The following is a 25,482-nucleotide window of genomic DNA, read 5'->3' as shown; positions in this document are numbered from 1 at the left end:
CGTTACTTGTATTGTTGTACAATTATACAAGGAAGGTGGGAAAATGAGTGTTGAGGAGATCTTCAAAGCACTCTCATGCAAATGGAGAGTGAAAATACTTAGGGAGATCGCAAAAAAGGACCTTTGTATGTGCGAGATGGAAGCAATGGACCATCTTGATCCATCAACACTTTCAAGACACGTATCCGTCCTGAAGAGAGCAGGACTGGTGGATATGATTCGTGAGGGAAAGAGAAAAAGACTTATTTTGAAAGATCCGCGCGTTCTTGAACTCATAGAACTTGCGGAAAAAATTGTCGAAGGGAGGAAATAAAAAATGGCGAAGAACTGGTATCCAGTGATCGATTATGATAGGTGTACCGGATGTTTGACCTGCGCGAATTTCTGTCCGCACGGTGTCTACGCGGTTAAAGATGGAAAGCCGCTGGTTGCCAATCCGGATGAGTGTGTGGAGTTCTGCAGGGGTTGTCAGAAGATCTGTCCAGTCGGAGCGATAAATTATTCTGCGGAGGTGAACGTCAATGGGTAAGAAGGGCCTACTTCTGTGTGTCTGTCAGGGAACCTGTCCCTCATTTCATAAGATGAACATATTCGAAGTGTTGAACACTTTCAGAAGAGAAAAAGCGGTTGATTTTGTGGCGATACATCCACAACTTTGTGCAGACGATGGTGATGCCTTCCTCAAAGAACTCCTCAAAGACGCAGATGTGGATAAACTGTACGTGGCAGGATGCGATCCTACGATGCAAAAGAAGATGTTCAAAGATGCATTTGAGGCTGTGGGTTTTGACAAAGAAAAACACGTGGGTGTTGATATAAGGAACATGTCAACAGAGGAAGCCGTGAGTGCTATAAAGGAAGCCTTGGAACTCATGAAATGAAAAACCCCGCCGCCTGGCGGGGTTTAAACTTTGAGTATTTCCTTTATATCCTTTTCCGGTTCTGAAATCGTCTTCAACCCAAACTCCGTGGTGAGCACTTTCAGGATGTCTTCGTTCACCCACGCTGGAAGAATGGGACCAACGTAGATGTTTTTCAAGCCGAGCGCAAGAAGGGTCCACAGGATCGCTACTGCTTTTTGTTCCATCCAGGTGAGAACGAGTGTGAGAGGAAGTTCTGTGACCGGAACACCAAAGGTCTTCGCGAGTGCCTCCGCGATCTCTATGGCCACGATCGTATCGTTACACTGTCCCACATCGATGAGTCTTGGGATTCCTTCTATGTCTCCAAGATCCAGGTCGTTTATTCTGAACTTTCCACAGGCAAGGGTGATGACAACCGTCTCTTTTGGAAGTTTCTGAACGAATTCTCTGTAGTATTCATTCCTTTTGAACGGAACGTCACAACCTCCAACGACGAGAAAGTGTTTGATCTTTCCGGCTTCAACGAGTTCTTTTATTTTATCTGCGAGGGAAGCCACAACGGACGTTGAAAAACCCGTTCTCAGTTTGTAATCACCTGGTTTTTCTTCAAGATCGGGAAGGCTCTTTGCCTTTTCTATCACTTCGGTGTAGTCATAACCATCTATGTGTTTCACACCGGGAAGTCTTGCTATGCTTGTTGTGAACATCCTGTCCCTGTAGGAATCGCTCGGTATCAGCACACAGTTGGAGGTTCCCAGGATGGCGACCGGGTACTCCGCAAAAAGTTTTTTCTGATCGTACCATGCCTTTCCAAGATTTCCAGCGAGGTTCTTGTACTTTCTCAAACCGGGATATCCATGTGCCGGTAGCATTTCAGAGTGAGTGTAAACGTAGACGTTAGTTCCCTCAACCTGTTTCAGGAGTTCTTCAAGAGCCTTCAGGTTATGGCCTGTTACGATGATTCCCTTTCCCTTTTTGGTTCCTGTTTCCACCTCAACGGGGGTTGGCTCACCATAGGTTTCGATGTGGGCTTTTTTCAAAAGTTTCATCACCTTCAAGTTCATTCTTCCCGCTTCAAGGGCGTACTCCACGAAAGACTGTGCATCGAAGTTCACGTTGGTCAGGGTACTGTAGAGTGCTTCGTCAAGAAAGCCAGCGATCTCAGGATCATCGTAACCAAGTTCTCTTGCGTGGTAATAGTAGGCAGAGATTCCTTTTATGGCGAATATGAGGTTGTCCTGGAGTCTCGCGAGTGTTGGGCTTTTTCCACAGACTCCGTACTCGGTACAACCCACACCCTTTGCCGTCTGTGAACACTGGTAACAGAACATCTGCATACTTTTCCCTCCTCTCGTTAAGGCTTTCACGTAGATTATAATTAGGTTGTGATTACTCTGTCCGTAACAATTGTTACGGGGGTGAGAGAGTGTTATTAGAAAAGCTCCTACAACACGGCCAAATACTCACATTCAAAGAAGGTGAAACAGTCAGATATCAGGGGGACCCGATAGACGATATCCTCGTCCTTCTTGAGGGCTCTCTGAGAACAGAACACGTCTCTGAAAATGGAAAGGTTCTTGAGATCGATGTGATAAAGCCCGTTCAGATAATAGCATCCGGCCTTGTTTTTTCCAGAAAACCAGTGTATCCGGTGAACGTGATAGCGAAAGAAGATTCAAAGGTTCTATCGATACCGAAGGAGAGGTTCCTTGAACTTCTCATGAAAGACAGAAATCTCCTTCTTTTCTTCCTTGAAGACGTGTCGGAGCACTTCAGGATCGTCTCTGAAAAACTCTTCTTTCTCACTACAAAGACGCTCAAGGAAAAGGTTGTTCACTACCTCGTTCATCACATGAACAGTGATGGAGAGGTGGTGCTTCCTGTGAGTGTGGAAGAGCTTTCCAGAATCTTTGGATGTGCTAGGCCGGCACTCTCCAGAGTGTTCCAGGATCTTGAAAAAGAGGGTTTCATAGAGAAGAAGGGAAGAAGGATAAAGGTTCTGAGAAATTTCCTGGAGAATGGTAAAATCTGAACAAAGGAGGGGGGTAATAGGATCAGGGGCGTTGCTTTTTTCTTTCTGATTCTATCTGTTTTTGTTTTTTCGCAGCATCTTCGAATAGCCCTCGATGAAGACTACGCTCCTTTCTCCTTTTACGATGAGAACGGAAATTTTGTTGGTATCTCCATTGATTTCTGGAAACTCTTTTCTGAGAAGACGGGGATAGAGGTGGAACTCGTCCCTGCGAAATGGCAACTGGCTCAGCAGATGGTCCTCGAAAAACAGGTAGATGCCATCGATCAGATCTTCAAAACCCCGGAAAGAGAAAAGTTGCTTTCTTTTTCCAAGCCCGTCTTTGAGATGAGATCCTGTGTGTTTTTCAGAAAGGACCTTCCCGTAGAGAACTTTTCCGATCTTTCTTCATACGTTGTCGGTGCCCTCAGGGGAGAAGGCATGGTAAGTACTCTCCTTCAGAAAAATCCAGATGTGCGGTTTGAATTTTTCGATAACTACTCTTCCTTGATGAAAGCTCTCAAAGAAAGAGAGATATCTGTTTTTCTTGGAGACGACATCGTTGCCAGATACTACCTTTCAAAGGAAGAGCTTCTCTCTGATTTTTTAACACTTCACCTCGAGACGAACAACCTCTATGTTGCTGTCTTAAAGGAAAACAAGAGCATTCTGGAAGTTATAAATTCAGGTTTATCTCTTGTATCCGAAGATGAGAAGAACAAGATTATAAGAAGATACATCCCACTTGTTGTGGTAGTTCCATCATGGTTGATGAAGGTAATCTTTTATGGTTCTGTCGTGTTCTCGGTAGCCCTTGGTATTTCCGTTGCTTTCGTTTATCTTCTTAGAAGAAAGGTAGAAGAGCAAACTTACCAACTGAAACTGAAAAACGAAGAATTGGAAGCCCAAAACGAAGAAATAGAGGCTCTCTATCAGGAAGTCTCAGCGAATCAGGAAGAGATAGAAAGACTCTACAGCGAGATCAGAGAACTGAACGAAAGATTTAGGTACTCGATCAAGGAACTTTCGAAACTGGTTTTCATAGAGGATACTTCGAAATTTGCCTCTGAACTTGCGGAGATAATCAGAGACCTCCTTGAGGCAAAGAACGTGAAGGTGGTACTGGACGATCAAACGTTTGGGGAAGCAAATGGAGAAACCTTTGAGATCTCCCATTCAAAGAAAAGTCACGGTTATGTGATGATAGAAGGTGATTTGGGCGAGGACGAAAGAGAGGTTCTTCGAGCCTTTCTGAACATCGTCTCTGCCATTCATACCTACAGAGAACTGGTGAGGAAGGAAAAGAAACTGCACAGAGACATCGTGAGAACGTGGGTGAGGGCACTCGAGTACTACGATTACTACACAAAGGGACACTCTGAAGAAGTGGCGTATTATGCCGTTGAGATCGGAAAGATGTTCAACATGGATGGCAAAAAACTGGAAAAGCTCTACTGGGCTGGACTTCTTCACGATATCGGTAAGATATACGTTCCCCAGATTATTCTTAACAAAACCGATAAGCTCAACGAACGTGAGTTCGATGTGATAAAAATACACCCCGCGAAGGGGTACGAACTGGTCAAGGAAATAGATGGTTTCGAAGACGTGGCACTCTGGATAAGACACCACCACGAAAGATGGGATGGGAAAGGCTATCCCGATGGCCTGAAGGGTGAAGAGATAGAGTTTGAAGCACGTATCCTGTGTGTATCAGATTCCTACCAGGCGATGAGAAGTGACAGACCGTACAAGAAGGGAAAGACCGTTGAAGAGGCAATTCAGGAGCTTCTCAGAAACGCTGGAAGACAGTTTGATCCTGTGATCGTGGAAAAGTTCATCGAGTTTTTGAGGAAGGGGGGAGATCTTGGAACTGGGCATCAGGGGTAAAAATGCTCTTGTTCTTGCAGGAAGCAGGGGAATAGGAAAGGCAGTTGCAGATACCCTGAGAAAAGAAGGTGCCAATGTTGTGGTCTGTTCAAGAAATGAGGAACTGTTGAAGAAAACAGGACACGAGTACGTGGTCTGTGATCTGAAAAGGGAACCAGACAGGTTATTTGAAAAGGTAAAAGAGGTGGACATCCTCGTTTTGAACATGGGAGGACCAAAACCGGGATACTTCGATGAGTTGACGGATGAAGATTTCAAGGATGCCATCGACAGCTTGTTTTTGAACATGGTGAAGGTTGTGAGGGGATATCTTTCTGGAATGAAAAGAAAACGCTGGGGAAGAATCGTTGCCATCACCTCTTTTTCTGTTGTTTCTCCTCTGGAGAACCTCTACACCTCGAACTCTGCAAGAATGGCCCTCACAGGTTTTCTGAAGACCCTTTCTTTTGAAGTGGCACCCTACAACATCACGGTCAACTGTGTGGCACCCGGCTGGACAGAAACGGAGAGAGTGAAAGAGCTCCTCAATGAGAACAGGAAAAGACAGGTGGAATCACAGATTCCTATGAAGAGAATGGCAAAGCCAGAGGAAATAGCAAATGTAGTGGCGTTTTTGTGTTCTGAAAGGGCTTCCTACGTCACTGGACAAACCATTGTCGTGGATGGGGGTCTTTCGAGATTTCCCCTCTGAAAGAAAAAAGAGGGGCAAAGAGCCCCTCATCCGAGAACCTTCTTCCACACCACAGGTATTTCTGGCAGAAATTTGGTGGGGAGTTTCGGATGATAAGGTAATACCCTCACCGCGTAGAACCATCCAGGAGAGCCAAGATGGCCGAGGGCGCCGTTGACATAACTGTAGACAAACAGATTTCCTTCTCTTCTGTGTTTTCTTATCTGTATCACCCTCCAGATCTCCAGATCTTCCATGCTTTCTCCTCTTCCAATCAAAAGTTCAACCAACACATCATCCGGTGAAAGATCTCCTAGTTTCACCGTCACTTCCACACTTCTTGTGTCTTCGAGAACGATTCGTTCTATGGAGACGTTGTTCCAGCTTTTGAGTATCTTTTCCTTCCAGGAACCTAACTTTTCGGTGTTTTCTCTTCTTTCGAGCCACTCTTTGTTCACAAGTCCTTTTATGTAGAACTTCTCCGTGTACTCTTTTAGCATTCTGGTGGTGCTGAATCTTGGTGCAACACTCTTTATACTCTCTTTCATCATGAAGACCCATTTTTCCCTGTTTCCATAGTAGGTTGGAATGATTTCGTTTTCGAGGAGATCGTAGAGTGCTTCCGCGTCCCTGGGATCGTCCGCTTCTGTTTCCGGAAGAACACTTTCATCGCCTATGACCCAGCCGTTTCTACCGTTGTACCCTTCAACCCACCATCCATCGTAGACACTCGCGTTCAGAACACCGTTGGCTGCTGCCTTCATTCCGCTCGTTCCACTTGCTTCCATGGGTCTTCTCGGGTTGTTCAGCCACACGTCCACTCCCGACACCATGAGCCGTGCCATTCCGATGTCGTAGTTTTCCAGAACGATGATCCTGTTTTTGAACTCAGGCATCTGCGAGACTTCGTAGATACGTTTCAAAAATTCCTTCCCCGCATCGTCTCTTGGATGGGCTTTCCCCGCATAGACTACATAAACGGGTCTTTCTGAATCGTTGAGGATCTTCTTGAGTCTTTCCAGGTCGCTGAGCAGAAGAACTGCTCTCTTGTAAGTGGCAAACCTTCTTGCAAAGCCTATGATGAGCGAATTTTCATCGATGTTCGGCACATCTTCGTCGATTCCCAGTCTCTCGTTTCTTCTTCTTACTGATTCTTTTATGTACTCGATGAATCTCTTCTTCGCTCTCAAGTGAGCCTGCCAGAGTTCTTCGTCTGGAATCCTGTCGATACCGTACCAGATACCTTCAAGGTCGGTGTGATCTCTCCATACCCTTCCGAGGTACCTGTCGTACAGTTTTCTCATCTCACGGTTGATCCAGGTTCCCATGTGAACGCCGTTCGTTATCCCTTCGATCGGTATTTCTTCCACTGGAACGCCCTGCCATACGCTCTTGAACATTTTTCTGGAAACTTCAGCATGCAACTTGCTGACGCCGTTTATGAAGGAGGACGTTCTCAGAGCAAGGTACGTCATGTTGAAACTGCCTGTTTCATCTTTTCCAAGATCCATGAGAAGGTCTTTCTTTTCGAAGCCTTCGAAGAACTTCGAAAGTTTCCTTTCCACGAGGTCAAAGGGAAATCTGTCGTGTCCCGCGGGAACGGGTGTGTGTGTTGTGAACACCGTGGTTTGCCTTACGATCTCGAGAGCCTCTGTGAAAGAATATCCTTCTTCCATGTAGTTCTTTATCCTCTCGAGAGAAGAAAACGCTGGATGTCCTTCGTTCAGATGAATGACTCCTGGTTTCAGGTTCAGCGCCCTGAGAAGTTTCATTCCTCCAATTCCAAGGAGTATCTCCTGGGAGACCCTCACATCGGGTTCCGGGTTGTAAAGGTAGTTGCAGATCTTTCTGTATTTTTCCTCGTTTTCCTCGAAGTCTGGATCGAGCAGATACAGACTCACCCTTCCTACCTTCACTTCAAATACGCGTGCCTTCACCACGGTACTGTCGAGAGGAACCTCCACGATCACCTGGTTTCCCTTTTCATCCTTCAGGGGTTTCATGGGTAAGTCCTCTGGGTTGTAATCAGGGAAGATCTCTATTTGTCTTCCGTCTTTGTCGATCTGCTGAGTGAAGTATCCGTGCTTGTAGAGAAGTCCGATCGCTATGAGAGGAAGCCCAAGATCGCTTGCGGATTTGAGATGGTCTCCTGCGAGGATCCCAAGACCACCGGAGTAGATCGGAAGGGCCTTGGTCAAACCGTACTCCATACACATGTAAACGATCCTCTCGTCCCATTCGGGGTAGTTCACGTTGAACCAGGTGTCTTCCTTTTCCATGTAGTCTTTGAATCTTTCGAGGGTGAGCTCGTAGAGAGATATGAAATCGTCATCCTTCGAAAGCTCTTCAAGTCTCTCATCAGAGACTTCTTTCAGTATTTTAACGGGGTTTCTGTGTTCTTCCCAGCCTTCCGGATCGATCTTTCTCCAGAGTCTCTGAGCTGGCCTGGACCAGCTCCACCAGAGGTTGTAAGCGAGTTCTTCAAGGTGTTCAAGGTTCTCCGGAAGCTTCTTCAGCACAATTTCTCCTCCTCTCGGGGAAGTTTCTTTCAGAAGTATTCTACGTTGATTATAAGATGGTGTCAATTAAAAAATATTTCTGTAAACATTCTGGAGAAAAACTTTAAACCTGGCAGGAGAGATGGCGGGATTCAAAATCCTGCCACTTCATAGAACTTGTAAGCTATCTCGTGTGTTCTTCTTTTCAGCTCTTCAAGATCTCCATGGAACATCTTCCAGAGGATTTTTGTCGTGTACATGAGTGAGAACTTCGAGAGCATGTTCCTGAGTTCTTCTGCGTTTTCGCCTGGCACCTTCACCATGGTGGTCTCGAGCCACTCTTCGTAGAGACCGATGGAAAGGCTCTTCGACTCGTCTATGAGAGAGTTCATGGAGGAGACAAGATCGTAGAGATGGAAATACCTGGCAAGTTGAGAGATGAGATTTTTGTCCACATCCCAGTTCAGTTCTGCTGGAACGGGTTCGTAGTACGAGAAAAAGATGGTACCGTTTGGAAAATCCGCCGAGGAGATCTCGAGTTCTCTTTCCATGAAGGCCTTGCTGTCGTAGTAACTCATCATGAAAACGGGGACTTTCTTCATCAGAATTTTTAGATCTTCCGGGTGAACCTTCGCACTTCCGATCTTCATGTTGAGATTGAGTGAGATCTTCTTTGGTTTGACGAAGAAATCGAGTCCTTTGTGGATTATGTGTGTCATTTTTCAGCCTCCCCGTACCATTCGATCAGATCTTCGAAGATCTTTTTCGACAGGTCCATACCCTTCTCGCTCAAAAAAATTTTACCATCTTTCACCTTCACATAACAAGCATACTCTTTTTGTAACTTCTTCACCAGAAACATGAGCTTTTCTACGCGTTTCAGTTCCACCCCTTCTTTCGTTCTGAGCCCCATGAAGAGGGTCTCCAGAGCTTCCTCTTCTTCTGTGTTTTCGTGCTGATAGTCGTATGGAAAGACCTTTTCCTTCACCATTTTGGTGTACATGGGAAGGTCAGAAACGTTAGTGTATCGAAATCTTCCAAAGTGACCACCTGCGGAAGGGCCAAAGCCCAGATAGTCATGATTTCTCCAGTAAAAGAGATTGTGCTTTGATTCTTTTCCCGGTTTGGCAAAGTTCGAGATTTCGTATCTTGAAAAACCTCCGGATTTCAAAAATTCAACGAATGCATCGTGCCTTCTTTCCACTTCCTCGGAATCCGGCAGCGTCAAAAGATTCTTCTTTAAAAGGCTATGCAACGTGGTGTTTTCATCCACTTCGAGGAAGTATAGGGACACATGTTGTGGGGTGAACTTTTCAAGAAAATGAAGGTTTTTCCTCATCGTTTCGTCCGTTTCACCGGGAAGGCCGAGTATGAAATCGAAATTGACGTTGTCGAATTCCTCCAGAACGAGTTCTGCCTTCTCTTTGATCATTTTCTCATCGTACAGACGGCCACACCTTTTCAGCACCTCGTCGTCACAGGACTGAACGCCCAGACTGATTCTGTCTATACCCATCTTTCTGTAAGATCTCAGTTTTTCCCGATCAACGGACTCTGGATTGACCTCGATCGTTATCTCATGTGGTGAAAACTTCTTTGAGACCTTTTCCAGTTTCTCTAAAATCTTCTCCAGAAAAGAAGGGGGAACAAGTGAAGGCGTTCCCCCACCGAAATATACCGTCTCTATCTCACTTTCTTCCAGTACATCCCTGTAGAGTTCTATCTCCTCAAAGACGAGAGACAGATACTCTTCAAAATCTTCAGAAACAAGGGAGTAGAAGTCACAGTACACGCACTTTCTTTTGCAGAAGGGTATGTGTACGTACACCGCCAATCTCATGATTTTTTGCTCTCGATCAGTTCTTTCAATTTCTCGAAGTTTACCTTGTACTCGTAGAGAGGTGTTTTATCACCCTTTCTTGAGAGTTCTTCGAAGGTTTCCTTGTTCTTGTTGATGTAGAATATCCCAAGTGGAAGTTTTTCTGTTTCTATGGCTCTTTTGAAGGCAAGTTCTCTGTCTGTAGGATCGTGATCTTTCAGATAGTACGTGTTCTCCCTGTACCATTCGTAGGTGTTCAGTTTGTTGAAGGTGACACAGGGCTGAAGGATGTCCACCAGTGCGTATCCTTTGTGCTTCATCGCCTCTTTAAGAATCTCTTTTGTGAACTCCACGTCTCCTATGAAGGTTCGGGCAACAAAAGAAGCATCGAGGGCTATGGCTACCGCTATGGGATTGAATGGTTCCAAAATCACACCATCCACCTGAACGGGTGTCCTGAATCCCTTCAGACTGGTTGGTGATGCTTGCCCTTTGGTAAGACCGTAAACCTGATTGTCATGCACGATGTTCACGATATCCGGATTTCTTCTTATCGTGTGGATGAAGTGGTTCCCACCTTCACCGTACATACATCCGTCTCCACTTTCTGCGATCACTAAAAGATTAGGGTTTGCTGTCTTTATCGCCGTTGCCACAGGAAGGGCTCTTCCATGAAGGCCATTGAACATGTGTACTCCAACGTACTGTGGCATCTTTGCTGCCTGACCTATCCCAGAGACTATGACCACTTTTCGCGGATCAACGTTCAGTTCCTCCAGTGCTTTCATCAGTGCTGTTCTTATCCCAAAGTTTCCACATCCTGGGCACCACGCGATGTCCTTGCTGATGTATTCATCGAGTCTCATTCACATCACCTCCAGAATCTTCTTTTTCAGCTCTTCCACAGAGAACTGGAGCCCACTGTATTTCAGGATTCTGTCCTTTATATGGAAGCCCGTCACCTGTCGAATCAAATTTGCAAACTGCCCGGTTGCATTTCCTTCTATTGCGACAACCTTTTCTGCCCTTTCCAGATGTTCCACAACAGAATCATCGATCGGCCAGACCTGGGAGAAATGAAGGAGTGCTACGCCACTCATACCTTCAATTGCCTCCTTTATGGGTTCCAGTGTGGAACCCCACGCAACCAGGAGAACCCTGTAGTTTTCGTCTCCGATCAACTTTGGTTTGATGGTATCTTTTTTCAACGTCTCACCTTTTCTGAGCCTTTTATCCACCATCCTCACACGGATGTCGAAATCTTCTGTAATGTGACCAAATTCATCGTGTTCATCGCTGTCTACTCTTACGAGTCCCTCGCCGTAGCCTGGAACCCCTCGTGGAGATATGCCATCCTCGTTTATGGCGTACCTGATGTAATCTTTGGAAGTCTTTACAGTGTACTTTTCGACTTTCAGTTCGTTTAAATTGAAACCTGGAAGGTTGTAGAACGAATCCACCAGATACTGATCGGTCAGGATGAAAACAGGAACCTGATATCTATCTGCCATGTTGAACGCCCTCTGGGTGAGATAGAACGCCTCTTCTATGTTACCGGGAGCGTATATGACCCGCGGAAATTCCCCATGTCCCGCATAGAGGGCAAGGTTCAGATCAGCCTGTTCTGTCCTTGTAGGAAGTCCTGTGGCAGGACCGGGTCTTTGTGCAAGGTGTATTACAGCAGGAGATTCTATCATTCCTGCAAGGCTCAACGCTTCTTCCATGAGAGCAAAACCACCGCCTGAGGTGGTAACGAGTCCCCGAGCACCGGCGTACCATGCACCTACAATCATGTTCATGGCAGAGATCTCATCTTCTGCCTGTTCCACTACGATTCCAAAATCGTTTTTGTGCAGGGCAAGAAAGACCAGAACTGAAGTAGAAGGAGACATGGGATAAGAGGAAACGAAGTTACACCCTCCTGCTATGGCTCCAAGTCCTACCGCTTCTGCTCCATTCAGAAGAACTTCGTCCTTTATCGAAGGATCTTTCTCAACATCGAAACCAACCTTCTCTGAAAATTCCTGCCCTCTTCTGTACCCTTCCATTGCGGCTCGAATGTTGTCTCTCACCACGTTTTCTCCCTTTTCTCTGAACTGTCTTGTGATTTGCTCTTCGATGGCAGATCTTTCCGCTCCGAGAAGTCCGGAGAGAAAACCTATTGCTACAGAGTTTGCGTATATTCTGTTTCCGACCTGCTTTGCTATTTCTAGAAATGGAACCACTATTTTTTCACCTTTTTCCTCTCCTATGAACTCTCCTTCTCCGACTATTAGGGTCTTTTCTGTGATGCGTTTTTTCAACCTTTCTGTGGCGCCTTTTCCAAGAGGAACGAGGATATCTATTCTATCAACGAAAGCTCGCACTCTTTCAGAGGAGACCCTGATTTCGGTGGTGTTGTTTCCTCCTCTTACACGGGACATGTATTCTTTAGTGGCAAACACGTGAAATCCGGAGTTCTTCAGAATGCGAGTGAGAACGTGTTCAACGGTCTGAATACCCTGACCCGCTTCACCACTCAAAACGATGCTCACGTCTTTCATTCTTTTACACCTCTCTTCTTGAATTTGTTCTTGTACAGAAGATCATCGGCTTTTCCAAGAGCCCTCTCGATCGGTATGAAACCGTCTATTTCCTCGTAGCCAAAAGAAAAACTCAACTCAAAGGGAAGATCGAGTCTTTTCAGATTTTCTTTCAATCGTTCCAGGACGGGATGAACGTTTTCTTGACTGCTTTCTGTAAGAACAAGAAGGAATTCATCACCTCCGTATCTGAAGACGAGATCTGATTCCCGAACCGTGTCCTTCAAGATTTTCACGAATTCCTTGAGCGCTCTATCTCCCATCAAATGACCATAAGTGTCGTTTATCATCTTGAGGCCGTCCACATCCAGTATCACCAGAATAGATTTCTTCTGGTTTCGTCTGAGCCAAGCCATGTGGGAGAAGATCCATTCGTTGAAATAGTGTCTCGTGTAAGCACCGGTTAATGAATCTCTCATAGCCATTTCCTGATACTTCTTGTGAAGCTGATACTCTCTTAAGTAAAGAAAGATCACTTCTGCAAAGGTGTTGAGAACACCAAAGATGAAAGGTGGTATTTTTGTTTTTGAAACAAAAACAAGGCGATAGAGTGGAAATCCTTCGCCCTTCAACTGGATAGAAACGTAGTGAGTGTTTTCTATCTGGAACTCCTCTATCCTTTCTGTCGTCTTCTTGAAATTAAGCTCCGTTCGTTCAAGACCGATGGAAAAAACAATTACGTTCTCTTTGAAAACAGCTCCGCCTGAGAAAATTTCGCTTGCTTCTATCATCTTTTGAAGTGATTCTTTCAGGAAATCCTCGACAGAGATCTGTTTTCTGAAAAGAAGCAAAAGTGTCAAAATCGTGCCCATGATCTTTTGAAAACGGTGTTCCTTTTCCAGAGATCTTTTCAAAAGAAGGTAGGTACTTGCAAGGTTTCCAAGGAGTTTGAGGGTCTTCTTCGAAAGATCAGAAAACTGGCTGTGTGGGGAGTCGAGGGCGATGTTTCCGAGAAACTCGTCCCCAGCGAACAGGCCAACAACAAGACTCTTTCTTGTTCCTCGGAGAGTCTTTTCAAAGAACTTCCACATATCGTCTGGTAGAAGATCTTTATCGTATTCCAGAAAGTTCACCTCGACAGGTTCCTTTCCGGCACGAAACAGGTACCTCGCAGGAAACCTTTTTCCGTAGAGATCCATTGTGTGTCCTCTTGAGGAGACAAAGATCCAGTCTCCTTCATCTGTGATACGTGACACACTACCTTTGGTCGCTTCAGGTACCACAGACATGGCGATATCCAGTATTGCTTGAAAGAAAGCCTCCTCTAACATATCTGGATCGAGTTTCGATAGACCCTCTACGATGATGTTGAACCTCTTTTCAAGCTGTGAATAGTCTTTTGTTCGCTTTACCGCAAGAAAGAAAAGAAAGATGGAAAACGCAAGTACCGCAAGAGAGGAAAAAAGTAACACATACATTATCTCAGCTCCTCACAACTCCAGCGATTCACCGGGTTCCAGAATCACACACTCAACACCCATTTTCTCCACTTTCTTCTTGAAGAGCTCCACGTCGGCGAAGATGATCTCCCATGTTCCATAGTGCATGGGAACGACCTTCCTCGGGTTTATCATTGAAACTGCCCTGACAGCATCTTCCACATCCATGACGAAATTTCCACCGATCGGAAGGAAAGCCACGTCCACGTTCTCTTCTTTCAGAAGTTCCATTTCTTTAGTCAAACCCGTATCCCCGGCGTGGTATATTTTCTTTTCCTCGAGTGTGATGAGAAAGCCACCAGGATTTCCTCCATAGATAATACTTTCACCATCGAGAATGCCAGATCCATGAACAGCGGGTGTCATCTTCACCCTTCCAAAGTCGAACAGATAACTTCCTCCAATATGCATGGCATGTGTCTTCACACCTTTTTTCCCAAGATACTGGCAGATCTCGTAGTTGGAAATCACCGTGGCATCGTTTTTCTTCGCTATCTCCACGGCGTCTCCCAGATGATCTCCATGCCCGTGTGTCACAAGTACGTAATCGATCTTTGGAAGGTCTTCCAGTTTCACAGGACACACCGGATTTCCCGTTATGAAAGGATCGATGATGAGGTTTTTCTTTCCTTCTACAAGCACGGTGGCGTGACCAAGGAACGTGATTTTCATGATACCACCCCCCTATTTCAGATTATACTCTTTTTTGAAATTAACGATTGAGGGATAGACAAAGAAGTTTTTCCTTCCATTAACTGGAGATTTTTCTTCCGTGGTGTTAGAATTGTTTTGCGTAAATCCTTTCCGGGAGGTGATCTTCAAGTGGAAAGCACCAGTCTTCCCCCGTAGTAATAAAGACAGGGAGGTGTGAAAATGAAGATAAGAGTGGAGATCGATCTTCAGGAACTGATCGAAAAAGGCGACTTCAAAACGTTGAAGAGGGTTCTGGAGCAGCAAGATCCTGCCGATGTGGAGGAAATGATCGAAAAACTCCCACCCGATTTGAAGGTTGTGGTTTTCAGACTCCTCCCCAAAGACAAGGCAGCCGAAGTGTTCAGCGAACTTGAACCGGATGATCAGATTGAACTCATAAAGCTCTTCAGAGAAGAACGACTGAAAGAGATCTTCGAGTCGATGGACCCGGACGACAGAGTAGAACTGCTCGAAGAGATGCCGGCTAATGTGGTGAAGAAACTTCTGTCCTATCTTTCTCCAAAGGAAAGAGAAGAGATCCTGGCGATACTCAACTACCCGGAAGACTCTGCTGCAAGACTTGCCACCACAGAGTACGTGGAGCTTTTCGAGGACTTGACGGTTCAGGAATCACTGGACAGGGTGAGAAGAGAAGGAAAGAAAAAAGAGAACATCTACTCTCTTGTTGTGATAGACAGAACGAGAAAACTCAAAGGAACCGTTGAACTCAGAGACCTGATCACCGCCGAACCGAATCAGAAAATCTCAGAGATCATGGATAGAGAGCCTGTATTCGTTCATGCCACTGACGACCAGGAGGTCGCAGCAGAACTCATGAAGAAGTACGACCTGCTCATGCTACCGGTGGTTGACAGTGAAGAGAGATTGATAGGTGTGATCACTTTCGATGACATAGTGGACGTCATCGAAGAAGAGGCAACGGAAGATATCCAGAAGATGGCCTCAATGAGTGCAACCTACACGTCTTATTTTCATACTCCCACGTGGAAACTCATCCTCAAAAGATCTCCGTGGCTTGCTGTCCTGCTTCTTCTCGAGAGTGTGAACGGTAACATCATCTCAAGTTACGAAAAATTCCTCGCCTCGATACCGGTGATAGCAGCTTTTATTCCCACCATGATTGGTTCCGCTGGAAACACGGGCGCTCAGATTTCGGCGCTTGTGATAAGGGGTTTCACACTGAACGAGGTGACCATAAGGGACTGGTGGAAGGTTTTGCTGAGAGAATCGCTGATTGGATCCATTCTGGGTCTGATCCTCGCGGGTGTTCTCTATCTGAGGGCTTTTCTGATCTCTTCTGACCCCACGTTGAATTTCGCCGTTGCGACTGCCCTTCTTGTATTGATACTGTACGCGAATGTGATGGGGGCAATTTTGCCGTTCATCGCTCGGGTTTTCAGGATAGACCCAGCCTTCATGGCGGGACCACTTCTCACCACCATCGTTGATGTGACGGGTATCATGATATACTTCTACGTGGTTCACAGTTTCCTGACATGAAGAGGGGAAACGATGATCAAGCTGATGATCAAAACGGTTCTTCTGATATTTTCTTTTGTTGTGCTTTTCTCGAACGCCCTTCTTGGGCTTTTCTTCTTTTTCCTTCTTTCACTACCCCTGGTGAGGAACGCTGTCCTTGGAAGGCTCCCTGTGAAACTCAAAAAGAGTGTCACAGGAAAGGTTTACACGTACGAGTACAAAGAAGGCCTGAAGATGGACATTTACTATCCATCTGTGAAGAGAGAAAGTTACCCTTTCGTTCTCTTTGCACACGGAGGTGGATGGATCTCGGGTTACAGAAGACAACCAAACAACGTCTCATGGTACAGATTTCTCAACGCGAACGGTTTTGCCGTGGCCACCTTCGATTACAGATACGGTTATTTTCATTTCATCGAAGACATTCTGGAGGATCTGAAAAGTGCGATATCCTTCCTGAACGAAAACAAAGAGTACTTGATGGTGAAGACACTGAACCTTATGGGACTTTCCGCCGGTGGACATCTTGTTTTGTACCACGCTATGAGAGTTTCAAAAGAAGAGAAAAAGGATTTCGACGGGCACGTGGTTGCATGGTATGCTCCGTGTGATCTCCTTGACCTCTGGAGCCTGGAAACGACATCTCTCTTTGCAAGGTTTTCCGTTGCAACAACACTGAAAGGTCTTCCACTGAGAAAGCGAGAAGATTACGAATTCTACTCACCTGTTAACTGGGTGACTCCGAAAGCACCTCTTACCATGCTGGTTCACGGAATGAAGGACGAGGTCATCCCCTACATCTCTTCTGTTAAAATGTATAAAAAACTCAGGGAAAACGGTGTCGCTGCAAAATTGAGACTTCATCCCAAAGGAAAACACGGCTTCGAATTCGTTCTGAAAGATTCTCTGACCGCGAAGTTTCTCTACGAAACTGTTTCCTTCTTGAAGAGGTGAAACGGAGTGTTCGAGGATGTAAGAATACCCTCCGGGTATTCGCTGGGATACCTCCACAGGGGAAAGAAGATACGTGTTTCTATCTTAAAGTTCGAGTCAACCTACTCAAGAGCAGAAAAAGGTACGAACCCAGTGGAGGTCTACATCTTTTCTCCAAAGAGGAAAAAGCAGGGCTCGGTGATGATACTCCAGGGCCTCGGAAGTCAAAACGTGCTGTATCTCATCTGGATGGCACACTATCTTTCAAAAAGAGGGATAGAGGCAATTCTTCCAATTCTTCCGGGAAACTTCACCCGTGTTGCCGAAGGCTCTGTGAGTGGGAAAGATTACTTTTCTACCGATCTGGACAAAATGACCAGGTTCTGGGAACACGCCGTTGTGGATCTTTTGAGCCTTGTAGAACTTTTGAAAGCAAAGAACATGTGGCACGAGAAAAACTGCCTCTTTGGTTACTGTTTGGGTGGAATGATAGCCGTTTTACTCAACGCTCTGAGCGATGATTTCAAAAAGACGGTGATCATGATGGCAGGTGGGGACTTTGCCACACTGTTCTGGAAATCTCCCACCCTATCTTTTGTGAGACGGGAACTTAGAAGCGGAAAGGGAAAAGAGCACGGAATGACTGAAGAGGACACATTTTTCGAACTTTACAGGAAGGACCTGGAAAGACTCAGCGAGTTTTCATCGATTCGGGAGATGCTCTCTTCTGATATTCATTCCCTTTTGAAGATCGATCCTCTTGCCTATGCGAAGTTTGTGGACACCTCCAGAATCGTCATGATAGAGGCCATGTTCGACAAGGCTCTTCCAAAGAGCACAAGGAAGATCCTCTGGGAACATCTGGGAAAGCCAAGGAGAATAAAGGTCCCCTCAAGTCATGTGAGCTGGCTTCCTTTCCAGATGATCGTTGCCCGGTACGTGGTGAAACTCGTCAAAGATCAGGGTGTGAAGAATTGAAAGATTCATTTTCTCACTCAACTTCAGTCGCCACACATCGACGGGATCGGGCTCTCCACAGATATCCACCCCCAGGATCTTCCTTTTAGGGATGGACCGAAGAACGTTCAGAAGATCTTCCAGAAGGATGTTTCCTCTTTCCCATCCTGTCACATCCACGTCCAGAACATCCTTGTCGATGCTCAGATAAACCGGGTGTCTTCCAAGAAGTTTTAGAACCTTGTGTGGATCTGGTTCAGAGTAGAACACCCTGTGGATCTTTTCCTGTTCCTGAGCACCGACAATCACCACTCTCAACAGGTGTTTCAGTCTCAAGGATCTTCTGATCCAGTTGTCGCAGGTGAGAAACTCTCCTTCTCTGGCATCAAGATGATGGTCGAAGACGAGAAGAACAAATGGCCTTTTTATTCTCTTGATGATCAAATAAGTAAGATGGTGGAACTCCCCATCACCGAGAAAAGTGATACCTGGTCTTTCAGGAAGTATTCTCTCCACCTCGGCTATTTTTTCCGGAAGGATCACGTACCTGACACCAGTCATGTTTTCGAAGAAGACATGGGTGGCCAGACTTTTCAGAGCGGTCTGATTTTCGTACACCCCGTCGAAATCCAGGATGTGAATCTGAGGAGATGTCATAGAGAACACTCCCTCAGCTCTCCACCATCCTTTCCAGAAGAGACTTCAAAAGATCTTTCAGTGTTTTCTCTTCTTTCTCTGCCGTCTCAAGAAGAACTTTAGGATCTATATTCTTCTCTTTGAGTTCCCTTCTGTATGCTTCTATCCAGCGTTTCATAGTTCTGGAACCCACTTCTATGTGGAATTGAAGTCCAACGGCTTTTCTGTAGACGAATCCCTGATTTTCGTACTTTTCAGAAGTGAAGACTTTGGTTGCTACATGTGGAAGATCGAAAGTGTCCCCGTGCCACTGAAACACCAGTAGCCTGTCTGGAAAGTCACTAAAAAGGTTATCGTCAGAGACCTTTTCAACGAAGAACCAGCCTATTTCCTCACCGTTTTTCCCTCTGTAAACGTTCGCCCCAAGAACTCTGGCAAGCATTTGAGATCCCAGACAGATTCCAAGGAACGGAATTTCTTTTCTCAGAGCCTCTTCTATCAACTGAAATTCGTATTTCAAAAAAGGATATTTCTCTTCTTCGTAGGCCCCCATGTAACCTCCAAGAAGCACCACGAGGGAGTATTCCTCAATGGGTCTTCCAAGTTTTTTCCCTTTTGGGGTGTCCAGATATTCAAAACTCCATTTCTTCTCCCTGAAAATGTCTTCCATCATACCAAGATCCTCTATTTCGACGTGTCTTATGGCAAGCACTCTCACACTAGATACCTCCTTCAAGACGGATATGGAAGACACCGTCATTTAATTTGAAAAAGAGTCTAGGATTGAGATCAGATTCGATGAGATTCCCTTCGATGGTTTTTAAAAGAAGACCTTTACTTTTCTCGGCGAAATAAGAGGTTCCATTCGGTAGTTTGAACAGAGTCTCCAGAACACAGTCTTCCGCCTCAAAGTAAAGAGGAACCGTAACTTTTTGAAAGTCGAAGTTCACATTCAGAACACAGTTCCTCGCCTCTATCCGTGTGAACCTGTTCTCTTCGAACTCACCCTTCAGTTTGAAGACACCATTTTCCAAAGAAAGCTCGAGAGTGTCTTTTGGCAACTCAATCTCTACTACATTCAGTTCCAATCTTCTCCAGGACTGGCCCTTCACGATCAGATTCGGTCCTGCCTTTGACACCTCCACTCCATAAGACGTGGATACTCTGAACTCTTCTCCTTCGGAGAACTTAACTGCGATGCCACCACTTTTGAACAAGATCTTCTCCACACCCGTGAACACCTGGGACCTTTCAAGCGTTGACCCATAAGGCCACACAAGAAGAAGGACCAGAAAGGCAGTGAACACTCCAACACTTAGAAAATACAGCCATCTTTTTTTCAGACCAAGATAGAGAAAATACACTCCAACGGTTATCAGAATCAAGGGCCAGAACAAATTCAGGTTGTAAAATATCCTTTCAAAGAACGAAAAAGTAAGAAAGTCCAGAAACGTGGCCAGAAGTAGAAGAACACCGACGAAGACAAGAAAAATACCGAATATCACCCTCATTTTTCACTCCTCCTCAAAAGAAGAAGAACACCGAATATCAGTAGCAAAACGGCGAGAACCACCTTCCAGGATACACTGAACAGAAAGGGAACGAAGGCTGAAACAAGGAGAATCGCCCCAAGAAGAACGAGTAAACCTCCAAGAAGAATCTTCAGTCCCTCTGTGTTTTGAAATGGTCTGGTTTCCTCTTCTCCCTCTTCCTCTGGCATGATCAGCCACGCGACGATGTAGAGCAAAAGACCAGCACCCCAGGCGAGTGTGATGAGGACCCAGATGAGCCTTACAAGCGTGGGATCAACACCAAAGTACTCGGCGATTCCACCACAGACACCTGCTATGATCCTGTTCTTTTTCGATCTTTTCAGCTGATTCATGAACATCCCCCCTTTTAGAGAATTCTAACACGGAAGAAATTAGATTTTCCTTATTTTGTGGTAAAATTTTTCTCAAAGAAGGTGAGAGGATGAGGTGTAGACTGGGACTGGAGGAATGCCCGAAAAACGACGCAGGAATTCTTCGTTGTTTTCCAAAAATCGAACATCCCTTTGGGATGGTAATATTCGGTGCTTCAGGGGATCTCACGAAGAGGAAACTCGTCCCGGCTTTGAACAGGTTGTTTGAAGCCGAAATCTTACCAGAGCGCTTCTTTGTTCTCGGTGCAGCAAGAACGAAGATGAATGATGAGGAATTCAAATCCAGATTCAACGCCCAGCCTGACCTTTTGAAACACTTCAGTTACACAAGCGTGGACTATCAAAACCCTGATACCTTTAAGTCGCTGAAAAGAATCGTTGACGACCTCATGAAAAAACTCGGAGTCAGGAATTTAATCTTCTATCTCTCCGTTCCACCCGATGTGTACGTTCCCATAATCGAGAATCTCTCAAGAACCGGATTGAACACGGAGACATCCCGCATTGTGATAGAAAAGCCGTTTGGAAAGGATCTGAAGTCTGCAAGAAAGCTGGAGGAGGTGCTTCAGAAGTCTTTCAAAGAAAACCAGATATTCAGGATCGATCATTACCTTGGAAAGGAAACCGTTCAGAACATCCTGGTGTTCAGGTTCGCAAACTTCATATTCGAAGAGATATGGAACAACAAGTTCGTGGATCACGTTCAGATCACCATAGCAGAGGATATCGGTGTGGAACACAGGGCGGGGTATTTCGAAAGCACAGGACTTCTCAGAGACATCTTTCAAAACCACATGCTTCAGATCCTCGCACTCATCACCATGGAACCTCCTTCTTCCTTCAACGGAGAAAGCTTCAGAAGCGAAAGAGTGAAACTTCTCAGATCCGTCAGACCGTTTCCTGTGGAAGATCTCGAAAACTGGATCGTCAGAGGGCAGTACGGAAGAGGAACTGTGAACGGAAGAGCAGTTCCCGCCTATAGAGAAGAGCCGAGGGTGTCGAAAAGTTCCAATGTCGAAACGTTCGTTGCCATGAAACTTTTCATAGACAACTGGAGATGGAGTGGAGTTCCTTTCTACCTGAGGGCAGGAAAACGACTTCCAAAGAAAGTAACGGAGGTGGCTGTAGTTTTCAAGAGGATTCCGCACTCTATCTTCCCCAACGTACCCTCGAGAGACCTCGAACCCAACACGATCGTTTTCACCATACAGCCAAACGAGGCGATCTCACTGGAGTTTCAGGTGAAAAGACCCTGCCCTGGTATGGTTCCCCAGCTTCTCAGTATGGATTTCAGATACGAGGACTATTTCGGTGTGAAACTTCCAGATGCTTACGAAAGACTTCTGCTGGATGTGATACTCGGGGATACGACACTCTTCATGAGAAGGGACGATCTTGAAGTCTCGTGGGAGCTCCTCGATCCTGTTTTGAAAGCGTGGGAGAGTGATCCAGAGCGCTTTGCCCCTTATATCTACCCATCTGGGACCTGGGGTCCGAAAGAGGCAGATCTTCTCATAGAAAGGGATGGCAGAAAATGGCGAAAACCGTGATATATGTACTGGATGAAAAATACGTTGAGCTTGTTGTGGAAAAAATCCATAAAAAATTGAAGAAACTCCTTGAAGAAAAAGAAAGGGTCTTCGCCGTTCTTGCAGGAGGGAAGACTCCTCTTCCTGTTTATGAAGAACTGGCAAGGCTGGATCTTCCGTGGGATCGTATTCATTTCTTTTTGAGCGATGAACGGTACGTTCCTCTTAATTCGGATCAGAGTAATTTCAAAAACATAAACGAGGTTCTTTTCAGCAGAATAGAAATTCCCTCCGAAAACATTCACTTCGTTGACACCTTCCTTTCTGTTGAGAAAGCCTGTGAAAGGTACGAGAGGGAGATAAGAACGGCAGATAAATTCGATCTTTCCATCCTCGGGATGGGACCTGATGGGCACGTTGCCTCCATTTTCGATCTGAAGACGGGAAAGATTGAAAGAGCGGTAACCTTCACCCCACCATCTGGCGATCCGATGGTTCCAAGAGTCACCATGACCTTTAAAGCGTTGAACTCTTCCCGGTACATCCTTTTTCTCATCAGAGGGAAAGAAAAGAAGAACAGACTGGCTGAAATCCTGAAAGGAGAGCCACTCCCCGCAGGTTTCGTGAAAGGCAAAGAAGAAACCGTCTGGTTCGTGGAAGAATAATTCGGAATTTGAAGGTTATTCCAATATGTGGTATTATTATGAAAAAAGAAAAGCGAGGTTGAAGAGTGTGGTCTCCGAAAGAATCTTTAGACCGGTTTTCAAGTTGTTTAGACAAAGAACAGGAATGTTGGCTTTCATCGGAATGGTCATTCTTCTGTTCTACGTTTTTCTTGCGATATTTGCACCGTTCATCGCACCCTACGATCCCACCGTCCGTGTGGGAAGATCTCTTCAACCTCCTTCTGAGAAGCACCTGTTCGGGACGGACAACCTGGGTCGCGACATCTTCAGCAGGGTGATATACGGTTCTCGAATCGCTTTGATGGTGGCGTTCTTTGCCGTTCTCATAGCGTCTGCCATAGGTATTCCCCTGGGACTTCTTTCCGGTTACGTTGGGGGTGTATTCGATCGTGTTTTGACCCTTGTGATGGATGCCATCTACTCCTTTCCAGGTCTGATCCTCGCCATAGCGGTCGCGGCGGTATTGGGTCCTGGCATAATGAACATAGCCGTTTCCATAGCCGTTGTCTACGCTCCCACCTATTTCAGGGTGGTCAGAAACCAGGTTGCAAGCGTGAAAAACGAACTCTACGTGGAGGCAGCGAGGGCCCTCGGCGCGAAGGACTGGGAAATCCTCATAAAGTATGTTCTTCCCAACGTACTCCCCTCTGTTGTGGTGGTTCTCTCCATGAACCTTGCGGATGCGATCATGACGGAAGCAGGACTCAGCTTTCTAGGACTCGGAATAGCTCCTCCTACTCCAGACTGGGGATTCGATCTGAGCAACGGACAGAGGTTCATCCTGAGCAGAGCATGGTGGGGTGTTCTGTTTCCCGGACTTGCCATCATCACTTCTGTGCTTGGTTTCTCCATGTTCAGTGAGGGTATAAGCGAGATCATCAATCCAAACGTTGGGGAGAGAAACAAATGAAGGTACTCGAACTGAAGAATGTGAGTGTGAGATATCGAACGGAGAAGGGCTTTGTGAAGGCCGTCGAGGGTGTTTCCTTTGATCTGAAGAAGGGAGAGACGCTAGGGCTTGTTGGTGAATCTGGATGTGGAAAATCGACCCTTGGCTTTGCTATAATGAAACTTCTTCCAGAGGGAACACTCGTGGAAGGAAGCATAAAGGTGGACGAGATTGATGTTTCTTCACTGTCGAACGAAGAAATGAGACGAATCAGAGGCTCGAAAGTTTCCATGATATTCCAGGATCCTATGACCTCACTCAATCCAATTCTCAGAATAGAAGATCATTTTGTGGAGATGATCCTCACGCACAGGCCTGAGCTCAGTAAAGAAGAGGCCAAGGAGCTTGCAGCAAAAGCGTTGGAAGACGTTGGTATAAACAGGAACAGACTGAGAGATTATCCATTTCAGTTCAGTGGAGGAATGAGACAAAGGGTGATGATCGCCCTCTCCATCGTTTTGAACCCGGCGGTTCTGATCGCAGACGAGCCTACAACATCTTTGGATGTGATCGTTCAGGCTCAGATAATGGAGTTGCTCGAAAAACTCTCCAGAGAGCACAACATGTCCATGATACTGATAACCCACGACATGGGACTGGTCGCCGAGGCGGCAGATAGAATCGGTGTGATGTACGCAGGCCATCTGGTGGAACTGTCGACCAAGGAGAAGATCTTCACCGAACCTCTTCATCCCTACACGGTTGCACTGCTGGAATCCATACCAAACACTGACATAAACGATAGAGAACTGAAGTACATACCCGGTTCTCCCCCCGATCTTTCAAATCCACCGAAAGGTTGCAGATTCGCTCCAAGATGTGAAAGGGTGATGAAAGTCTGTCAGGAAAAAGAACCTCCAGAATTTGAAGTAGATGGAACTCGCGTGAAATGCTGGCTTTACGGAGGAGATCAGAATGGCTCTGATTGAAGTGAAAGACCTGAAGAAGTACTTTCCTGTAAGGCGTGGACCTATCGATGCGATACTGAGAAAACCAAAAAAGTACGTGAAAGCGGTGGACGGTGTGAGTTTTTGTATCGAAGAAGGAAAGAGCCTGGGACTGGTGGGGGAGTCCGGTTCTGGTAAAACCACGACCGGCAGGGTGATTCTGAGACTGGAAGAGCCAACCGATGGAACGATACTGTTCGATGGAAAGGACATCACAAAGCTCTCAAAGGAAGAGATGAGAAAACTCAGAAAGGAAATGCAAATCATCTTCCAGGATCCTATGGCTTCCCTGAACCCTTACATGAGAGTAGGAAGGGCCATAGAACACGCCCTCGAGATACATGGAATCGGTGACAGATTGGCGAGGAAGGAAATGGTCCTTGAGATGCTTCGGAAGGTGAATCTAGAGCCTGCAGAAGAGTTCTACAGGAGGTATCCGAGGGAACTTTCAGGAGGGCAGAGACAGAGGGTGGTTATTGCCCGAGCATTGATCTTGAAGCCTCGTTTTGTTGTAGCTGACGAGGCAGTGGCCATGCTCGATGTATCTGTGAGATCCCAACTGTTGAAACTCCTTCAGGACCTTAGAAGAGAATTCAACCTCACAATGCTCTTCATCACACACGACCTTGCCACAACGAAGTACGTGTGCGATGAGATCGCTGTCATGTATCTTGGAAAAATAGTGGAGATAGGCAGTTTCGAAGATATTTATGTGAATCCAAAGCATCCCTACACGCAGGCACTCATCTCTGCAGTACCCGAACCCACGCTCAGGAAAAAGAAAAAGTTCATACCTGAAGGAGAAACCCCAAATCCCATAGATGTTCCATCTGGATGCAGATTCCATCCCAGATGTCCCTACAGGATGGATGTGTGTACAAGAGAAGAACCTCAACTCAAGGTAGTCGAAAGAAATCACAGAGTGGCGTGTCATCTCTACACCTGAAGGGAGGTAG

The 25,482-nt window shown here is 45.9% G+C and carries 26 protein-coding genes; 14 read left to right on the top strand and 12 right to left on the bottom strand.

The window, feature by feature from the left end; genetic code table 11:
* Positions 1-43 precede the first annotated feature (43 nt).
* The 3 genes from AS006_RS06550 to AS006_RS06540 are packed head-to-tail and all read left to right on the top strand — an operon-like array spanning position 44 to position 881.
* Complete coding sequence (locus AS006_RS06550) at positions 44-313, top strand: helix-turn-helix transcriptional regulator (protein ID WP_101513548.1); 270 nt, start codon at positions 44-46, stop codon at positions 311-313.
* 3 nt (positions 314-316) lie between these two features.
* Positions 317-529, top strand: a complete 213-nt coding sequence (locus tag AS006_RS06545) for an ATP-binding protein (protein WP_101513547.1) — start codon at positions 317-319, stop codon at positions 527-529.
* Positions 522-881 (top strand): heterodisulfide reductase subunit A-like protein, encoded by a 360-nt coding sequence (locus AS006_RS06540; protein ID WP_101513546.1) that lies wholly within the window; start codon positions 522-524, stop codon positions 879-881. The genes AS006_RS06545 and AS006_RS06540 overlap by 8 nt, the downstream gene beginning before the upstream one ends.
* Positions 882-904: 23 nt before the next feature.
* Here AS006_RS06540 and hcp read toward each other — a convergent pair whose 3' ends face one another.
* The gene (gene hcp / locus AS006_RS06535; RefSeq protein WP_199167457.1) at positions 905-2,200 is read right to left on the bottom strand and encodes a hydroxylamine reductase; all 1,296 of its coding nucleotides are present in this window, start codon (positions 2,198-2,200) and stop codon (positions 905-907) included.
* An 89-nt stretch (positions 2,201-2,289) separates the two neighbouring features.
* On the opposite strand from hcp, the gene AS006_RS06530 reads away from it, so the two are divergent.
* From AS006_RS06530 to AS006_RS06520, 3 genes are read left to right on the top strand one after another with little or no spacing between them, the layout of a single operon-like run.
* The gene (locus tag AS006_RS06530) at positions 2,290-2,895 is read left to right on the top strand and encodes a Crp/Fnr family transcriptional regulator (RefSeq protein ID WP_101513545.1); all 606 of its coding nucleotides are present in this window, start codon (positions 2,290-2,292) and stop codon (positions 2,893-2,895) included.
* Between the two features lie 21 nt (positions 2,896-2,916).
* Positions 2,917-4,764, top strand: a complete 1,848-nt coding sequence (locus AS006_RS06525; RefSeq protein ID WP_101513544.1) for an HD domain-containing phosphohydrolase — start codon at positions 2,917-2,919, stop codon at positions 4,762-4,764.
* On the top strand, positions 4,742-5,455 hold the full coding sequence (locus AS006_RS06520) for an SDR family oxidoreductase (RefSeq protein ID WP_101513543.1): 714 nt from the start codon (positions 4,742-4,744) through the stop codon (positions 5,453-5,455). The genes AS006_RS06525 and AS006_RS06520 overlap by 23 nt, the downstream gene beginning before the upstream one ends.
* Positions 5,456-5,481: 26 nt before the next feature.
* Here AS006_RS06520 and malP read toward each other — a convergent pair whose 3' ends face one another.
* The 7 genes from malP to AS006_RS06485 all read right to left on the bottom strand — a co-directional run bounded on the left by malP (position 5,482) and on the right by AS006_RS06485 (position 14,444).
* Positions 5,482-7,953 (bottom strand): maltodextrin phosphorylase, encoded by a 2,472-nt coding sequence (malP, locus tag AS006_RS06515; RefSeq protein ID WP_101513542.1) that lies wholly within the window; start codon positions 7,951-7,953, stop codon positions 5,482-5,484.
* Between the two features lie 131 nt (positions 7,954-8,084).
* Positions 8,085-8,651 (bottom strand): hypothetical protein, encoded by a 567-nt coding sequence (locus AS006_RS06510; RefSeq protein WP_101513541.1) that lies wholly within the window; start codon positions 8,649-8,651, stop codon positions 8,085-8,087.
* Positions 8,648-9,772 (bottom strand): radical SAM family heme chaperone HemW, encoded by a 1,125-nt coding sequence (hemW, locus tag AS006_RS06505; protein WP_101513540.1) that lies wholly within the window; start codon positions 9,770-9,772, stop codon positions 8,648-8,650. Before hemW ends, AS006_RS06510 begins: the two co-directional genes overlap by 4 nt.
* On the bottom strand, positions 9,769-10,617 hold the full coding sequence (locus AS006_RS06500; protein WP_101513539.1) for a thiamine pyrophosphate-dependent enzyme: 849 nt from the start codon (positions 10,615-10,617) through the stop codon (positions 9,769-9,771). The genes hemW and AS006_RS06500 overlap by 4 nt, the downstream gene beginning before the upstream one ends.
* Positions 10,618-12,294: a 2-oxoacid:acceptor oxidoreductase subunit alpha gene (locus tag AS006_RS06495; protein ID WP_101513538.1), complete on the bottom strand. Its 1,677-nt coding sequence runs from the start codon at positions 12,292-12,294 to the stop codon at positions 10,618-10,620.
* Complete coding sequence (locus tag AS006_RS06490) at positions 12,291-13,751, bottom strand: sensor domain-containing diguanylate cyclase (RefSeq protein ID WP_101513537.1); 1,461 nt, start codon at positions 13,749-13,751, stop codon at positions 12,291-12,293. The genes AS006_RS06495 and AS006_RS06490 overlap by 4 nt, the downstream gene beginning before the upstream one ends.
* 12 nt (positions 13,752-13,763) lie before the next feature.
* Positions 13,764-14,444, bottom strand: coding sequence for a metal-dependent hydrolase (locus AS006_RS06485; RefSeq protein WP_101513536.1), 681 nt, complete (start codon positions 14,442-14,444; stop codon positions 13,764-13,766).
* A gap of 201 nt (positions 14,445-14,645) precedes the next feature.
* Between AS006_RS06485 and mgtE the strand changes: the two genes are divergently transcribed.
* Genes mgtE through AS006_RS06470 form a run of 3 tightly spaced genes read left to right on the top strand, consistent with a single transcriptional unit; the run spans position 14,646 to position 17,876 of the window.
* Entirely contained in the window at positions 14,646-15,986 is a 1,341-nt protein-coding gene (gene mgtE, locus AS006_RS06480; RefSeq protein WP_101513535.1) for a magnesium transporter, read from the top strand.
* 12 nt (positions 15,987-15,998) lie between these two features.
* Positions 15,999-16,919: an alpha/beta hydrolase gene (locus AS006_RS06475; protein ID WP_101513534.1), complete on the top strand. Its 921-nt coding sequence runs from the start codon at positions 15,999-16,001 to the stop codon at positions 16,917-16,919.
* A 6-nt stretch (positions 16,920-16,925) separates the two neighbouring features.
* Positions 16,926-17,876, top strand: coding sequence for an alpha/beta hydrolase (locus AS006_RS06470; protein WP_101513533.1), 951 nt, complete (start codon positions 16,926-16,928; stop codon positions 17,874-17,876).
* Here AS006_RS06470 and AS006_RS06465 read toward each other — a convergent pair.
* From AS006_RS06465 to AS006_RS06450, 4 genes are read right to left on the bottom strand one after another with little or no spacing between them, the layout of a single operon-like run.
* The gene (locus AS006_RS06465; protein ID WP_101513532.1) at positions 17,790-18,512 is read right to left on the bottom strand and encodes a hypothetical protein; all 723 of its coding nucleotides are present in this window, start codon (positions 18,510-18,512) and stop codon (positions 17,790-17,792) included. The genes AS006_RS06470 and AS006_RS06465 overlap by 87 nt on opposite strands.
* 13 nt (positions 18,513-18,525) lie before the next feature.
* Positions 18,526-19,209 carry a type 1 glutamine amidotransferase gene (locus AS006_RS06460; RefSeq protein WP_101513531.1) on the bottom strand — a complete coding sequence of 228 codons (684 nt, stop codon included), beginning with the start codon at positions 19,207-19,209 and terminating at the stop codon, positions 18,526-18,528.
* 1 nt (position 19,210) lies between these two features.
* Positions 19,211-20,002 (bottom strand): hypothetical protein, encoded by a 792-nt coding sequence (locus AS006_RS06455; protein WP_101513530.1) that lies wholly within the window; start codon positions 20,000-20,002, stop codon positions 19,211-19,213.
* Positions 19,999-20,376, bottom strand: a complete 378-nt coding sequence (locus tag AS006_RS06450) for a PspC domain-containing protein (RefSeq protein ID WP_199167455.1) — start codon at positions 20,374-20,376, stop codon at positions 19,999-20,001. The genes AS006_RS06455 and AS006_RS06450 overlap by 4 nt, the downstream gene beginning before the upstream one ends.
* A gap of 89 nt (positions 20,377-20,465) precedes the next feature.
* Between AS006_RS06450 and zwf the strand changes: the two genes are divergently transcribed.
* From zwf to AS006_RS06425, 5 genes are read left to right on the top strand one after another with little or no spacing between them, the layout of a single operon-like run.
* Complete coding sequence (gene zwf / locus AS006_RS06445; RefSeq protein ID WP_101513528.1) at positions 20,466-21,965, top strand: glucose-6-phosphate dehydrogenase; 1,500 nt, start codon at positions 20,466-20,468, stop codon at positions 21,963-21,965.
* Positions 21,950-22,609, top strand: coding sequence for a 6-phosphogluconolactonase (gene pgl, locus AS006_RS06440; protein ID WP_101513527.1), 660 nt, complete (start codon positions 21,950-21,952; stop codon positions 22,607-22,609). Before zwf ends, pgl begins: the two co-directional genes overlap by 16 nt.
* Before the next feature lie 25 nt (positions 22,610-22,634).
* A complete protein-coding gene (locus AS006_RS06435) occupies positions 22,635-23,540 on the top strand; it encodes an ABC transporter permease (RefSeq protein WP_101513526.1) in 906 nt (301 codons plus the stop codon).
* Positions 23,537-24,508 carry an ABC transporter ATP-binding protein gene (locus tag AS006_RS06430; RefSeq protein WP_101513525.1) on the top strand — a complete coding sequence of 324 codons (972 nt, stop codon included), beginning with the start codon at positions 23,537-23,539 and terminating at the stop codon, positions 24,506-24,508. The genes AS006_RS06435 and AS006_RS06430 overlap by 4 nt, the downstream gene beginning before the upstream one ends.
* Positions 24,495-25,472 carry an ABC transporter ATP-binding protein gene (locus AS006_RS06425; RefSeq protein WP_101513524.1) on the top strand — a complete coding sequence of 326 codons (978 nt, stop codon included), beginning with the start codon at positions 24,495-24,497 and terminating at the stop codon, positions 25,470-25,472. The genes AS006_RS06430 and AS006_RS06425 overlap by 14 nt, the downstream gene beginning before the upstream one ends.
* Positions 25,473-25,482: the final 10 nt, after the last annotated feature.

Source organism: Thermotoga sp. SG1 (assembly GCF_002865985.1).
Lineage (GTDB): Bacteria > Thermotogota > Thermotogae > Thermotogales > Thermotogaceae > Thermotoga.
Note: the sequence above shows the minus strand (reverse complement) of the source record. Positions and strands in the feature narration are given on the sequence as shown.

Excerpts from the sequence above, each read along its gene's own strand:
- AS006_RS06550 (WP_101513548.1), top strand. The coding sequence starts at position 44 with ATGAGTGTTGAGGAGATCTTCAAAGCACTCTCATGCAAATGGAGAGTG.
- AS006_RS06545 (WP_101513547.1), top strand. The coding sequence starts at position 317 with ATGGCGAAGAACTGGTATCCAGTGATCGATTATGATAGGTGTACCGGA.
- AS006_RS06540 (WP_101513546.1), top strand. The coding sequence starts at position 522 with ATGGGTAAGAAGGGCCTACTTCTGTGTGTCTGTCAGGGAACCTGTCCC.
- hcp (WP_199167457.1), bottom strand. The coding sequence starts at position 2,200 with ATGCAGATGTTCTGTTACCAGTGTTCACAGACGGCAAAGGGTGTGGGT.
- AS006_RS06510 (WP_101513541.1), bottom strand. The coding sequence starts at position 8,651 with ATGACACACATAATCCACAAAGGACTCGATTTCTTCGTCAAACCAAAG.
- hemW (WP_101513540.1), bottom strand. The coding sequence starts at position 9,772 with ATGAGATTGGCGGTGTACGTACACATACCCTTCTGCAAAAGAAAGTGC.
- AS006_RS06500 (WP_101513539.1), bottom strand. The coding sequence starts at position 10,617 with ATGAGACTCGATGAATACATCAGCAAGGACATCGCGTGGTGCCCAGGA.
- AS006_RS06495 (WP_101513538.1), bottom strand. The coding sequence starts at position 12,294 with ATGAAAGACGTGAGCATCGTTTTGAGTGGTGAAGCGGGTCAGGGTATT.
- AS006_RS06490 (WP_101513537.1), bottom strand. The coding sequence starts at position 13,751 with ATGTATGTGTTACTTTTTTCCTCTCTTGCGGTACTTGCGTTTTCCATC.
- AS006_RS06485 (WP_101513536.1), bottom strand. The coding sequence starts at position 14,444 with ATGAAAATCACGTTCCTTGGTCACGCCACCGTGCTTGTAGAAGGAAAG.
- mgtE (WP_101513535.1), top strand. The coding sequence starts at position 14,646 with ATGAAGATAAGAGTGGAGATCGATCTTCAGGAACTGATCGAAAAAGGC.
- AS006_RS06475 (WP_101513534.1), top strand. The coding sequence starts at position 15,999 with ATGATCAAGCTGATGATCAAAACGGTTCTTCTGATATTTTCTTTTGTT.
- AS006_RS06465 (WP_101513532.1), bottom strand. The coding sequence starts at position 18,512 with ATGACATCTCCTCAGATTCACATCCTGGATTTCGACGGGGTGTACGAA.
- AS006_RS06455 (WP_101513530.1), bottom strand. The coding sequence starts at position 20,002 with ATGAGGGTGATATTCGGTATTTTTCTTGTCTTCGTCGGTGTTCTTCTA.
- AS006_RS06450 (WP_199167455.1), bottom strand. The coding sequence starts at position 20,376 with ATGAATCAGCTGAAAAGATCGAAAAAGAACAGGATCATAGCAGGTGTC.
- zwf (WP_101513528.1), top strand. The coding sequence starts at position 20,466 with ATGAGGTGTAGACTGGGACTGGAGGAATGCCCGAAAAACGACGCAGGA.
- pgl (WP_101513527.1), top strand. The coding sequence starts at position 21,950 with ATGGCGAAAACCGTGATATATGTACTGGATGAAAAATACGTTGAGCTT.
- AS006_RS06435 (WP_101513526.1), top strand. The coding sequence starts at position 22,635 with ATGTGGTATTATTATGAAAAAAGAAAAGCGAGGTTGAAGAGTGTGGTC.
- AS006_RS06430 (WP_101513525.1), top strand. The coding sequence starts at position 23,537 with ATGAAGGTACTCGAACTGAAGAATGTGAGTGTGAGATATCGAACGGAG.
- AS006_RS06425 (WP_101513524.1), top strand. The coding sequence starts at position 24,495 with ATGGCTCTGATTGAAGTGAAAGACCTGAAGAAGTACTTTCCTGTAAGG.